Here is a 14,435-nt window from a genome sequence, read left to right as displayed (position 1 = left end):
CTGCTCAAGGCAGCTCCTGTCGGTTGTCTGAATGTGGCAGATGATCATGGATTGGCTTTGACTTTGGGCGGCCCGACGCGCGTCTTCACGTAGTCAACGGTCACGATTTCCCAGAGCGGATTTGCACGCGTCCCCCAGTTTACCGGGACATCCATCCCACTTCGTTTTTCTACATAGTTAAAAAGTTGGTAGCCTCTGAGCTTGTTTTCGAGGTCAATATCGGCCAGTTCTCGTATGTCCGCGTCGCTGAATCGCGGATATTTTTTTCGGAATTTTTCCAAGGCTTCTTTGTAAATATCCTCAGGCTCCAACCCTGCAACACCAGATCTATACCCCACATCTACTGGCCCCTCAAACGCCTTGACGGGAATATTGGTCAAGGCGTGCAGCTCTGTCGCAAGGGAGTTTTCCCCGCCCAGGCCTGAGTAGCAGACCAACAGGCGAACCTCCGGATAATCCTTGATGTTTATTCGTCGCCGAGCAAGTTCTTCGAGTATGTCCTGAGCCGAGAGGGCTCTGTCATTTTCACCGACAATCCTTGCTGGCTGTCCGGCCTCGGGCTTTTCCGCATGGCCAATGATGTTGAGGCGTTTTTTGCCGTTGTATACGTCAACGTTGGTATAGATTTCCCCGTCGAGCGGCGTGAGCTTTTCCAGTGGTCCTCCCAATCGAAAGCGGGCCTTGTATGGCTCTATCTGCAATGCCGTATCCGTTTCGATCCTCGGACTTGCACCCGTTTGCGCACGCGCGGACCGAGTTTTGAAATGCATCAACAGCATCGCAAGGTTTAGCAACAGATCCGCCGCAGCTACTGCTTTATCAGGGTTATCAGTACTGCTCAGCACATCAAGCTCTTCGCGAACACCTTCAAGCAGCAAGGCTAAGCTGACGTAACCGGCGCCAGCGCCGGGAATGAATGGCAAAACCGCATTGAGCAGCAGCAAGCCTCCTTCTTTCAGGGTTGCCCAACGGCTCTCAGCGTTGGATGTCGATTCCCGGTCAGCCAGGCTTGCCAGGTTCTGGGCATTGGCCTCATACAAATGATCGAGCAACTGCCCTGTCTCCAGTTTCTGCTGCAGTGTCTTGGCCGCTTCAGGCTCGTCCGTGGTCAATCCGTTTGTCGGTGTTCCTGCGATATCCGAGAGCAACGGGATCTTCAGGCCGAACAGGACCACGTTGGGGTGGGTGAAACCGTTATCACTGTAGATTTGGCGGGTGGTTTCGTCCGGCATCCAGGCCAGGGTGTCGTTTTGCAACTTGCCAGGTTTCTGGATCGCCTCCAGAAGGGCCTGGCGAGTAGGGAACTGCAATAACGGGGCATCGCTGATAAGCGGACGATAGAGAATATGCGGGCCGGCGTTCACGTCTTTGGGTTCGATCAGATAGGCACCTTCCACCACATCCGTCTTGTTGTCGGCCTTGCGCTCGAAAGCCAACGGCCGGATGGTAATTTCCTCGCCGTCGACAGTTCGGGTACCCGGTCCCGGTTTGAGTATCTCCTGGATGTAGCGAAACCCCGTCGTGTCGAACCCGGCTTCTCCCTTTATGGCCAGCTCCAGGGCGCTGAGTTTCAGTTCCGTCGGTACTTGCTGAGTAAATAATGACAGGCGTTCGGTTTTCTTTATGGGCTCGTACAGCAATTCACGCTTAAGTAACTCCGGATAGTTCTTGCCCGCGTCTATCGTTGAAAAAAGGGCATGAAGGAGCCCGTCACCTTCAAGTTCGGGTACTCGCGTATTTCCCTGTTTGTGATAGACCTCGATGACCCCCCCTCTGGGCAGTCCTGACAGGTTATTCAGGAGCATGTCGGTCAGGCTCATGCGGGAGCGTTCGTACTGGACACTCTCTGGATTGAGCGTGAATGTTGTAGCCGGCCTTACGTACGCCATTTCCAGGTCCTTGGCGGGATATGCAGTGAGCTTTTGGTCTGCCGGCAGCGCGTCGAACCGGTTCTGGATATACGTGTGAATGTCCGGAATATCACTGTTGTAGGTCTGCCCTTTGTTACGTTGAGTGAAACTCGCCAGTTCCAGGCTCAGCTCGCTCATGAGAAACCGTTCGGCGTCACTGGCCTTGTTCAGCCACTCGGGCAACTGGGTTTTTGAAGAGGTGGCTTTACCAGGGTCAACAAATGAAGTGCTGGATGTCAGAGTGTCGCCTAAGTGCCGAGCAATGAGGATGTTGGCTTGGTTATCAAACACCTGACTGGTTACGACTTGCGCCGGGGCGCCATACCCCGCCTCGGACAGGGCTGCCATGGAGTCATAAGGGGTGATTTTTCCGCTGGGTTCAACCAGTAAAACAATGCTGCGAGCGGGTTCAGGCAGGGGGCGCGTAATGAGAATGTTCGGTGTGGCGTCATTGCCCTCGGCAGCCGGAAACGTAAAGGTGGAAACTCCCCCATTCGTCGGCCATGGGGATGTCGATGAGGGAGCGGGGTTGATGACCATGTCCACAGTCTGGCGTTGTTCTTCGTCCAGGCCGGGTTGCTTCAACCCGGCCATGCGCAGGTTGTTGCGCAGAAGACTGCTGACCAGGTCGGCGTGGCTGCCGGCATAAACCGGCTTGGTATTTGCCGGGCCGGTGAAGGCCGGCTTTTTCCAGTATTCGCTTGCGGCGTTTTTGTACAGGTCGTTCAGTATCAGTGGCAGCTCTGACAGGGCTTGCTCAATCGCGCCCATATTGACCTCAAGGGGAACGTCTTGTGGGGTTCCTGTACGCGCTAGTCGGTCAGGTCGTCTATCCAGCAGCTTGCTGCCCGCCAGGCTTTGAGGGGCGTCATCGAGGATTCGGCCGAGGCCAAGCATGATCAGCGGTACCTGCTTGAACTGACCGGGGTTGTCCGGATCCGGCGTGGCAACACTTACCTGATTGATGTCAAAGTCCAGATTGTTGGAACCGTTGCGGACAGCGTCACCGAGGAAATTTGCTACCACCGTGCGCAGGTTGGGTTCCGCGGCAAACTGGGTGCGTGCAATTTGTGTCAACGGGTGAGCGTTGGCCGCGGGCGCCGACGTATCAGGTTGCATCGCAGATGGATTTTCGAGCTGCTGTATGGCGGTGAGCTGTTTTTGTTGCACCGCGCGCGCGCGCTCGTCCATAGGAGGGGGAGCCGAGTTCAAGGCGGTGAAGCCCCTGTGATAGAGCGCGGTGCTGTGGTTGAGCGTCTCTTTCAGTGTGCCGCCGGCGGGAGGTTCACCATAAAAAATCAGGGCTTTAGCGATGGAGATGGAGCCATCAAGATTATAGGGCACGAGCTCATTCGTTCCCTCCCCCAGTTGCTTGGCCAGTGTCCTGATCTCAGCCGATACCTCCGCCCATCCGGATTGATCGTTGAGCGTAGCGATTTTCCGAAAGACTCGGTTTGGCCGGTCAATGACCATCAGGTCGCCCGTGCGCGGATCAATGCACACGTTTGAAGTGTCGAGGTTCTTTGTTCGCGCAAAGTCTAGGAACGCCTCTGCTTGAAATGCGTTGTTAAAGGCTTTGATCGTTTGCCCGATAGTGGAGCGCTCAGGGGGGGTGAAAACATAGCCTGACGTTAGGCTTACGCCGTCAGGTCGTATTTCGTTTCTCTGTGCCAACAGCGCGATTGCAGCCAGTCGCGCCACTTCCTCGTCTGCCTCAATAACCTGTGTTACTAGTGTTTCAGCAGGCCGTGCGGTTGAGAGTTGCCCGCTGGCGTGCAGGCTGGCAACGGCCTGTATGGTTTGTTGTCGGAGTTCTATAAAAGGGGCTTTCGAATCGGGTAGAGACGGGAAGTATGGGGTATTCAACAGCGTGCCGATCACAGAAAGCCGGTTGCCTCGAGAGGGGGATGAGCCATAAAAGGAACCGATCAGGTGGGCGGGGGCGCTATATTCGCCGGTGTAGGTAAACGTGCCCCCAAGAAGATTTGCGGCAGCCTTCAGGTCTGCGCTGGCTCGCGCCCAGCCAGGAATATCATCATGAAAGGTGACGACTTTTCCGTTGATTCGACAATCGAGAGACCCGCCATAGTCGGGATACCATCGGATGCTTGATGGGTCGATATTGTTATCGCGGGCAAACGTAGCAAAGGGTTCTGCTTTCAGCACCTGCGCGAAATTCGACCAGGCCATGCCGAAAGTAGAGTAGGGCGCAATATTGGAAACGGTGAGGGGGTTCCAATTGCCGCGTTCGGCAGTGCCGGATGATGCCTCCTCGTCTGCCAGTGCCAAGGCGTAACTGATGGCCATGTTGCTGTCGCTTTTTTCTACCAGTACCTTGGCGCTATTCGAGCCTTCCAGGCTGACGACATTGACGTCGCGGCGTGATCGGACCGCAGGGTTCGACCCGCTTGAGGTGCTATGGTCCGAAGGGGCTGGCTGAGGCTGTGCAGAGAATGAGTATTGTCGGGCGATATTGGCTGCGGGGCGAAAGTCAGCAATTCTCATGAGGAGTCCTTGGGCGGCTTGGGAGACAGCGGCCGCTGATGGTTTTTCTCACGGCGGCAGTCTTTGTGTCGTTCACTGATACGCCACGGTTCCGAGGTCTGCTCATGACAATTTGCGTCCGGCCATAGGTGCCAATCGAACTTTGTGTTTAACTTCGGCACCTGAAATTCGTTTCACTACCACCACTAGAAGGATTCCGTTCATGGCTCAAGTTACCCATAAAGGCAACCCTATCCAGGTCGACGGCGACTTGCCACAAGTCGGCGCCAAAGCGCCAGCCTTTACCCTGACTGCTGGCGATCTGTCGGACGCGACCCTGGCTACCTTTGCCGGCAAGCGCAAAGTGCTGAACATCTTCCCAAGCATCGATACCCCGACTTGCGCGACTTCGGTTCGCAAGTTCAATGCTCAGGCCAACAGCGTGGACAACACCGTGGTGCTGTGCATTTCCACGGACCTGCCATTTGCCCAGGCACGCTTCTGCGGCGCCGAAGGCCTGGAAAACGTGAAGAACCTGTCGGACTTCCGCGATGCCGGCTTTGCCGTTGACTACGGCGTTGCGATCGCCGCAGGCCCGCTGCGCGGCCTGACCGCCCGTGCCGTCGTCGTGCTGGACGAAAATGACAACGTGCTGCACAGCGAGCTGGTCAGCGAAATCGGCCAAGAGCCGAACTACGAAGCAGCCCTGGCTGTTTTGAAGTAACTGTTACTACGCATTACTGTCGTTTTGCAGTAACACGCGTGATGCAGTATTACGGCCTGGCCTAGTCCAGGCCGTTTTTATTTGTGCTTCAGAGGCTTAGTCAGATAGCGAATGGACTAAGCAAATAAGTTAAAAGTTGTAATCCAAGGTAAATAGCCGGTAAAGGCGCTTTTCTTAACGCGCCCCAGTGCTTATCTTTCAGCCTCCCAAAGAAGAAGCTCTCGCGCCCAATGGTTGATCACTCCATGCAATCCACCCCTCGTCACTCCCGCCGCTGGCTGTTCGGCCTCCTCGTGCTGCTGGTCATTGCCGGCCTGTGCTGGAAATTCTGGCCTGGCAGCCACAAAGACAGCGCCGAGAAGAAGCCCGCCGGGCATGCCGGCAAGTCGGGCATGATGCGTCCGGGCTTTGGTGGTTCTACCGGCCCGGTGCCGGTGCGCGTGGCGCCTGCGGTGCTGGGTGAGTTCCCGGTGTACTACAAGGCACTGGGCACGGTCACCGCATTGAACACCATCAATGTGCGCAGCCGGGTAGGGGGAGAACTGGTCAAGATCGCCTTTGAAGAAGGGCAGATGGTCAAGGCCGGTGACCTGCTGGCGGAAATCGACCCGCGCAGTTACCAGAATGCCTTGCTCCAGGCCCAGGGCACGTTGCTGCAAAACCAGGCCCAGCTGAAAAACGCCCAGGTCGACGTGCAGCGTTATCGCGACCTGTACGCCCAGGACAGTATCGCCAAACAAACCCTCGACACCGCCGAAGCGCTGGTGCTGCAGTACCAGGGCACGGTCAAGACCAACCAGGGCGCGGTGGATGACGCCAAGCTCAACCTCGAATTCACCAAGATCCGCGCCCCGATCACCGGGCGTGTCGGCCTGCGTCAGGTGGACGTGGGCAACCTTGTGGCGGCCAACGACACCACCTTCCTGGCAGTGATCACCCAGACCCAACCGATCAGCGTGGTCTTCACGTTGCCGGAAAACACCCTGGAAACCGTACTGGCGCGTTATCACGCCGGCAACAAGCTGCCGGTGGAAGCCTGGGACCGTGGCGATGTGGCCCTCAAGGCCAGTGGCGTGTTGCAGAGCCTGGACAACCAGATCGACGTCACCACCGGCACCCTGAAATTCAAGGCGCGGTTCGATAACAAGGACCAGGCGCTGTTCCCCAACCAGTTCGTGAACGTGCACCTGCTGGCCGACACCCTGCATAACGTGGTGCTGGCGCCGTCGGCGGCGATTCAGTTCGGCAACACCGGCACCTTTGTCTACGTGCTGGATGGCGACAAGAAGGTCAAGGTACGTCCGCTGGTGATCGGTGATTCCGACGGCGACAACACCGTGATCAAGCAAGGCCTGGCCGCCGGCGACCGCGTGGTGCTGGAAGGCACCGACCGCTTGAAGGACGGCAGTGAAATCGAAGTGGTCAACGACAGCAGTGAAGTGCCGACCACCCCGACCGAACACCTCCAGGGCCAGCCGGCAGCCAAGACGCAGCAAGGCCCGGCTGATGCCGGCAAGGCGCAAAAGGGCGGCGCATGAACCTCTCGCGGCTGTTCATCCTTCGCCCGGTAGCCACTACCCTGAGCATGCTGGCCATTGTTTTGGCCGGCGTGATCGCCTACCGCCTGTTGCCGGTCTCGGCCTTGCCCCAGGTGGACTACCCGACCATCCGGGTGATGACCCTGTACCCCGGCGCCAGCCCGGACGTGATGACCAGTGCGGTGACGGCGCCCCTGGAGCGTCAGTTCGGGCAAATGCCCGGCCTGACCCAGATGGCGTCCACCAGCTCCGGCGGCGCCTCGGTACTGACCCTGCGGTTCAACCTCGACATCAACATGGATGTTGCCGAGCAACAGGTACAGGCCGCGATCAACGCCGCCACCAACCTGCTGCCCAAGGACCTGCCGGCACCGCCGGTGTACAACAAAGTCAACCCGGCGGATACCCCGGTGCTGACCCTGGCCATCACCTCCAAGACCATGCTGTTGCCCAAGCTCAATGACCTGGTCGACACACGCATGGCGCAAAAAATCGCGCAGATCAGCGGCGTCGGCATGGTCAGCATTGCCGGCGGCCAGCGCCAGGCCGTGCGGATCAAGGTCAACCCCGAGGCCCTCGCGGCCAACGGCTTGAACCTGTCGGACGTGCGTACCCTGATCGCCGCCTCCAACGTCAACCAGCCCAAGGGTAACTTCGACGGCCCCACGCGGGTGTCGATGCTCGACGCCAATGACCAGTTGGTCTCGCCCAAGGAATACGCCGAGCTGATCCTGGCTTACAACAACGGTGCGCCGTTGCGGCTCAAGGATGTGGCGCAGATCGTCGACGGCGCCGAAAACGAACGCCTTGCAGCCTGGGCCAATGAGAACCAGGCGGTCTTGCTGAACATCCAGCGCCAACCGGGGGCCAACGTTATCGAAGTGGTGGACCGGATCAAGGCGCTGTTGCCGAGCATCACCGACAACCTGCCGGCGGGCCTGGACGTGACGGTGCTGACTGACCGTACCCAGACCATCCGTGCCTCGGTCAAGGACGTGCAACACGAATTGCTGATCGCCATTGCCCTGGTGGTGATGGTGACGTTCCTGTTCCTGCGCCGCTTCAGCGCGACCCTCATTCCGTCCATCGCCGTGCCGCTGTCCCTGGTGGGCACCTTTGGGGTGATGTACCTGGCCGGCTTCTCCATCAATAACCTGACGCTGATGGCCCTGACCATCGCCACCGGCTTTGTGGTGGACGACGCCATCGTGATGCTGGAGAACATCTCCCGCTATATCGAGGAGGGCGAGACGCCGATGGCGGCTGCGCTCAAGGGCGCCAAGCAGATCGGCTTCACCCTGATTTCCCTGACCCTGTCGCTGATCGCCGTATTGATCCCGCTGCTGTTCATGGCCGATGTGGTCGGGCGCTTGTTCCGTGAGTTCGCCATCACCCTGGCGGTGGCGATCCTGATTTCCCTGGTGGTGTCCCTGACCCTGACGCCGATGATGTGCGCGCGGTTGCTCAAGCGTGAACCCAAGGAAGAAGAACAGGGACGCTTCTACAAGGCCAGCGGCGCCTGGATCGACTGGCTGATCGAAGCCTACGGGCGCAAGTTGCAGTGGGTGCTCAAGCACCAGCCGCTGACCTTGCTGGTGGCCATCGCCACCCTGGGCCTGACCGTGGTGCTGTACCTGGTGGTGCCCAAGGGTTTCTTCCCGGTGCAGGACACCGGTGTGATCCAGGGTATTTCCGAAGCGCCGCAGTCGATCTCCTTCGCGGCCATGAGCCAGCGCCAACAGGAGCTGGCGAAGATCATCCTCGAAGACCCGGCGGTGGAGAGCCTGTCCTCCTATATCGGGGTGGACGGTGATAACGCCACCCTCAACAGTGGCCGCCTGCTGATCAACCTCAAGCCCCACGGCGAACGGGACCTGAGCGCGGCGCAGATCATCACGCGCCTGCAGCCGCAACTGGACAAACTGGTGGGTATCCGCCTGTTCATGCAGCCGGTGCAGGACCTGACCATTGAAGACCGCGTGAGCCGCACCCAATACCAGTTCAGCATGTCCTCGCCGGACGCCGAGTTGCTGGCCCTGTGGAGCGACAAGCTGGTGCACGCCCTCAGCCAGTTGCCGGAACTCTCCGACGTTGCCAGCGACCTGCAGGACAAAGGCCTGCAGGTGTACCTGGTGATCGACCGCGACGCCGCTTCGCGCCTTGGCGTGACGGTATCGACCATCACCGATGCGCTGTATGACGCCTTCGGCCAGCGGCAGATTTCCACTATCTATACCCAGGCCAGCCAGTACCGCGTGGTGCTGCAGGCCCAGTCGGGCGAAACCCTCGGCCCGGCCGCCCTGAACCAGATCCACGTGAAAACCACCGACGGCGGCCAGGTAAGGCTGTCGAGCCTGGCCCATGTGGAACAGCGCCAGGCACAGTTGGCGATCGCGCATATCGGCCAGTTCCCGGCGGTGATGATGTCGTTCAACCTGGCCCCCGGTGTGGCGCTGGGCAAGGGTGTGGAGCTGATCAACCAGGCCCAGAAAGACATCGGCATGCCGGTGGGCGTGCAGACCCAGTTCCAGGGCGCGGCCCAGGCGTTCGAGGCGTCGCTGTCGAGCACCTTGCTGCTGATCCTGGCGGCGGTGGTGACCATGTACATCGTGCTGGGGGTGCTCTACGAGAGCTACATCCACCCGATCACCATTCTCTCGACCTTGCCGTCGGCAGCGGTAGGGGCCTTGCTGGCCTTGCTGCTCAGTGGCAATGACCTGGGGATGATCGCGATTATCGGCATCATCCTGCTGATCGGCATCGTGAAGAAGAACGCGATCATGATGATCGACTTCGCCCTCGACGCCGAGCGCAACCAGGGCCTGGACCCGCAAACCGCGATCTATCAAGCGGCGCTGTTGCGTTTCCGGCCGATCCTCATGACCACCCTGGCCGCGCTGTTCGGTGCCGTGCCGTTGATGCTCGCCACCGGTTCCGGTGCGGAGTTGCGCCAGCCCCTGGGCCTGGTGATGGTCGGCGGGTTGCTGGTGAGCCAGGTGCTGACCCTGTTCACCACGCCGGTGATCTACCTGTACTTCGACCGCCTGGGGCGTCGCTGGCGCAAAGAGCCTGTGCGCCTGGAGCCGGTTGAGTCATGAACCTGTCCGGACCTTTCATTCGCCGGCCGGTAGCGACGATGCTGCTGAGCCTGGCGATCATGTTGCTGGGCGGCGTGGCGTTCAACTTGCTGCCGGTGTCGCCGTTGCCGCAGATCAACTTCCCGGTGATCGTGGTCTCGGCCAGCCTGCCCGGGGCCAGCCCCGAGGTCATGGCCTCCACGGTGGCGACGCCGCTGGAACGCTCCTTCGGCGCGATTTCCGGCATCACCACCATGAGCAGTTCGTCGAGCCAGGGTTCGACCCGGGTGATTCTCGCGTTCGACTCCAACCGCGACATCAACGGCGCCGCCCGGGAAGTGCAGGCCGCGATCAACGCCTCGCGCAACCTGCTGCCCAGCGGCATGCGCAGCATGCCCACCTATAAAAAGATCAACCCGTCCCAGGCGCCGATCATGGTGCTGTCCCTGACCTCGGACGTATTGCCCAAGGGCCAGTTGTACGACCTGGCCTCGACCATCCTGTCCCAGAGCCTGTCCCAGGTGCCGGGCGTAGGTGAAGTGCAGATCGGCGGCAGCTCCTTGCCCGCCGTGCGTATCGAACTTGAACCCAAGGCCCTCGACCAGTACGGCGTGGCCCTGGACGATGTGCGCAACACCATTGCCAATGCCAACGTGCGCCGGCCCAAGGGCTCCCTGGAAGACAGCGAGCGCAACTGGCAGATCCAGGCCAACGACCAGCTGGAAAAAGCCAAGGACTATGAGCCGCTGCTGATTCGCTACCAGAACGGCGCGGCCCTGCGCCTGGGGGATGTGGCCAAGATCAGCGACGGCGTGGAAGACCGCTACAACAGCGGCTTCTTCAACAATGATTCGGCGGTGCTGCTGGTGATCAACCGCCAGTCCGACGCCAACATCATCGAGACGGTCAAGCAGATCAAGGCCCAGTTGCCGGCGCTGCAGGCGGTGCTGCCGTCCAGCGTCAAGCTGAACCTGGCCATGGACCGTTCGCCCGTGATCACCGCGACCCTGCACGAAGCCGAGATGACGTTGTTGATCGCCGTGGCGCTGGTGATCCTGGTGGTGTACCTGTTCCTCGGTAACTTCCGTGCTTCGTTGATTCCTACCCTGGCGGTGCCGGTGTCCCTGGTGGGCACGTTTGCCGTGATGTACCTGTTCGGCTTTTCCCTGAACAACCTGTCGCTGATGGCGTTGATCCTCGCCACCGGCCTGGTGGTGGACGATGCCATCGTGGTGCTGGAGAACATTTCCCGGCATATCGACGAGGGTGTGCCGCCGATGAAGGCAGCGTACCTGGGGGCCAAGGAAGTCGGCTTTACCTTGCTGTCGATGAACGTATCGCTGGTGGCCGTGTTCCTCTCCATCCTGTTCATGGGCGGGATCGTCACCAGTTTGTTCCGCGAGTTTTCCATCACCCTGGCGGCGGCCATTATCGTCTCGCTGGTGGTGTCGCTGACCTTGACCCCGATGCTCTGTGCCCGGTGGCTCAAGCCCCACGTCCCGGGGCAGGAAACCGGTTTGCAGCGCTGGAGCGAGAAGGCCCACGCGCGCATGGTCGCCGGTTATGCCCGCAGCCTCGACTGGGTGCTTTGCCATCGGCGCCTGACCCTGCTCAGCCTGTTGGTGACCATTGGGGTCAACGTGGCCCTGTATGTCGTAGTGCCGAAAACCTTCATGCCCCAGCAGGACACCGGCCAGTTGATCGGTTTTGTGCGCGGTGATGACGGGCTGTCGTTCGGCGTGATGCAGCCGAAGATGGAGATCTTCCGCCAGGCCGTGCTGAAGGACCCCGCGGTGCTGAGCGTGGCCGGCTTTATCGGCGGCAACAACGGCACCAACAACGCGGTGATGCTGGTGCGGCTCAAGCCCATCAGCGAGCGCAAGATTTCTGCCCAGGGAGTGATCGAGCGTTTGCGTAAAGACGTGCCGCTGGTGCCGGGCGGGCGGCTGTTCCTGATGGCCGACCAGGACCTGCAATTTGGTGGCAGCCGCGACCAGACCACTGCGCAGTATTCCTACATCCTGCAAAGCGGTGACCTGGCCGCCTTGCGCCTGTGGTACCCGAAAGTGGTCGCCGCGTTGCGTGAGTTGCCGGAGTTGACCGCCATCGATGCCCGCGAGGGTCGCGGCGCCGCGCAGGTGACGCTGATTGTCGACCGTGACCAGGCCAAGCGCCTGGGCATCGACATGAGCATGGTCACGGCGGTGCTGAACAACGCCTACAGCCAGCGGCAGATTTCCACGATCTATGACAGCCTCAACCAGTATCAGGTGGTGATGGAGGTCAACCCGAAATACGCCCAGGACCCGATCACCCTCAATCAAGTGCAGGTCATCACCTCCACCGGCGCGCGGGTGCCGCTGTCGACCATTGCGCACTACGAAAACAGCCTGGCCGATGACACCGTGCGCCATGAAGGGCAGTTCGCGTCGGAAAACATTGCCTTCGACATGTCCCCCGGCGTTACGGTAGAGCAGGGCACGGCCGCCATCGAGCGGGCGATTGCCAAGGTCGGCCTGCCGGAAGACGTGATCGCGAAGATGTCCGGTACCGCCGATGCCTTTGCCGCCACGCAAAAAGGCCAGCCGTTCATGATCCTTGGCGCGCTGGTGGCCGTGTATCTGGTACTGGGGATCCTCTACGAGAGCTACATCCACCCGCTGACCATTCTCTCGACCTTGCCTTCGGCAGGTGTGGGTGCGCTGCTGTCGATCTACGTGCTGGGGGGCGAGTTCAGCCTGATCTCGCTGCTGGGGTTGTTCCTGTTGATCGGGGTGGTGAAGAAAAACGCGATCCTGATGATCGACCTCGCGCTGCAACTGGAGCGCCACGACGGCATGAGCCCGCTGGAGTCGATTCGCGCGGCCTGCCTCGTGCGGTTGCGGCCGATCCTGATGACCACCCTGGCCGCGATCCTTGGTGCCTTGCCATTGCTGCTGAGCACCGCCGAAGGCGCGGAAATGCGCCAGCCCCTGGGCCTGACGATTATCGGCGGCCTGGTGGTGAGCCAGATCCTGACCCTTTACACCACGCCTGTGGTTTACCTTTATCTCGACCGCCTGCGCCACCGTTTCAACGGTTGGCGCGGAGTGCGTACCGATGCTGCCCTGGACACTGCGCTATGACCGATTCAACGTTTCCCGCTGTGCAACGCCTGGCCTTGACGCGCGGCTCCAAGCTGCTGAGCCTGGCCCTGTGCGGCGTGATGCTCAGCGCCTGCGCTGTCGGCCCGGATTACAAACGCCCCGAGTTGACCGAGCCGGCCCAGTACAAGGAAGCCGAAGGCTGGCGTCAGGCGGCCCCCAGCGACTCATTGGCCCGCGGCGCCTGGTGGGAATTGTACGGCGACCGGCAGTTGAATGAGCTGGTAGAAAAACTCAACAGTGCCAACCAGACCGTGGCCCAGGCCGAGGCGCGCTATCGCCAGGCTGCATCGCAGGTGCGCAGTGCCCGTGGGGCGTTCTTCCCGACCGTCGACCTCAGTGCCACCAAAACCCGGGCCAGCCAGGGCACTGGCAGCAGTAACGCCAGCCTGAGCAGTTCCAGCAGCGGTATCCGCGACACCCTGAACACCCAATTGGGCGTGAGCTGGGAAGCCGATATCTGGGGCAAATTGCGCCGGGGCCTGGAAGCCAATGAAGCCAGTGCCGAAGCCAGCGCCGCGGACCTGGCGGCAATGCGCCTGAGCCAGCAGTCGGAACTGGTGCAGGATTACCTGCAACTGCGGGTCATGGACGAACAGACCCGTTTGCTGCAAGCCACGGTAGACACCTACCAGCGCTCCCTGCAAATGACCCAGAACCAATACCGCGCCGGTGTCTCGGGCAAGGACGCCATCGCCCAGGCCCAGACCCAGCTGAAAAGCACCCAGGCCAGCATGATCGACTTGATCTGGCAGCGCGCACAGCTGGAAAACGCGATCGCCGTGCTGATCGGTGTGCCGCCGGCCAACTTCAACCTGGCGGTGAGCAAGGACATTCCGGCCCTGCCGCAGATTCCGGTGAGCCTGCCGTCGCAACTCTTGGAGCGCCGCCCGGACATCGCCCAGGCCGAGCGCTCGGTGATTGCCGCCAACGCCAATATCGGCGTGGCCAAGACCGCCTACTACCCGGACCTGACCCTGAGCCTGGCCGGTGGTTATTCCAGCAGCACCTACGCCGACTGGATCAGCCTGCCGAACCGCTTCTGGTCCGTGGGGCCGAAACTCGCCATGACCTTGTTTGACGGTGGCCAGCGTTCGGCCGAAGTCGACCGTGCCGAAGCGTCCTATGACGAAACCGTGGCCAAGTACCGCCAGACCGTACTCGACGGTTTCCGCGAGGTGGAAAACTACATGGTCCAGCTCAAGGTCCTGGAAGACGAGGCGGTGGTCAGTAACGAGGCCCTCGACGCCGCCCGGGAATCCCTGCGCCTGACCCAGAACCAATACAAGGCCGGTTTGATCGCGTATCTCGATGTGGTCACCGTGCAAGCCACGGCCCTGAGCAACGAGCGCACGGTGCTGACCCTGCTGCAAACCCGGCTGGTTGCCAGTGTGCAACTGATCGCTGCATTGGGCGGTGGCTGGGATGGGCAGATGCAGTTGAGCGACAAGAAATAGGCACCGGTCTGGCAGGTGTTCGGGCTTGTTTGGGAGCGGGCTCGCTCGCGAAAGCGGTGGGGCAGTTGATACATCGTTGACTGGCACTCGCCTTCGCGAGAA

Annotated in this window: 6 protein-coding genes; 5 read left to right on the top strand and 1 reads right to left on the bottom strand. The window is 60.5% G+C overall.

Features of this window, described 5'->3' with window-relative positions; all coding sequences use genetic code 11:
• Positions 1-44 precede the first annotated feature (44 nt).
• Positions 45-4,415, bottom strand: coding sequence for a DUF6543 domain-containing protein (locus tag P3C29_RS06970; protein WP_275964175.1), 4,371 nt, complete (start codon positions 4,413-4,415; stop codon positions 45-47).
• A 202-nt stretch (positions 4,416-4,617) separates the two neighbouring features.
• On the opposite strand from P3C29_RS06970, the gene tpx reads away from it, so the two are divergent.
• From tpx to P3C29_RS06945, 5 genes are all read left to right on the top strand, one after another.
• The gene (tpx, locus tag P3C29_RS06965) at positions 4,618-5,118 is read left to right on the top strand and encodes a thiol peroxidase (protein WP_010171646.1); all 501 of its coding nucleotides are present in this window, start codon (positions 4,618-4,620) and stop codon (positions 5,116-5,118) included.
• Positions 5,119-5,348: 230 nt separating this feature from the next.
• A complete protein-coding gene (locus tag P3C29_RS06960; RefSeq protein ID WP_201124433.1) occupies positions 5,349-6,656 on the top strand; it encodes an MdtA/MuxA family multidrug efflux RND transporter periplasmic adaptor subunit in 1,308 nt (435 codons plus the stop codon).
• Positions 6,653-9,754, top strand: coding sequence for an MdtB/MuxB family multidrug efflux RND transporter permease subunit (locus P3C29_RS06955; RefSeq protein WP_010171642.1), 3,102 nt, complete (start codon positions 6,653-6,655; stop codon positions 9,752-9,754). Before P3C29_RS06960 ends, P3C29_RS06955 begins: the two co-directional genes overlap by 4 nt.
• Positions 9,751-12,858 (top strand): efflux RND transporter permease subunit, encoded by a 3,108-nt coding sequence (locus tag P3C29_RS06950; protein ID WP_275964174.1) that lies wholly within the window; start codon positions 9,751-9,753, stop codon positions 12,856-12,858. Before P3C29_RS06955 ends, P3C29_RS06950 begins: the two co-directional genes overlap by 4 nt.
• Positions 12,855-14,333, top strand: coding sequence for an efflux transporter outer membrane subunit (locus tag P3C29_RS06945; protein WP_201124432.1), 1,479 nt, complete (start codon positions 12,855-12,857; stop codon positions 14,331-14,333). The genes P3C29_RS06950 and P3C29_RS06945 overlap by 4 nt, the downstream gene beginning before the upstream one ends.
• Positions 14,334-14,435: the final 102 nt, after the last annotated feature.

Source organism: Pseudomonas sp. 1912-s (assembly GCF_029269205.1).
Lineage (GTDB): Bacteria > Pseudomonadota > Gammaproteobacteria > Pseudomonadales > Pseudomonadaceae > Aquipseudomonas.
This window is presented reverse-complemented; position numbering and strand designations above follow the sequence as displayed.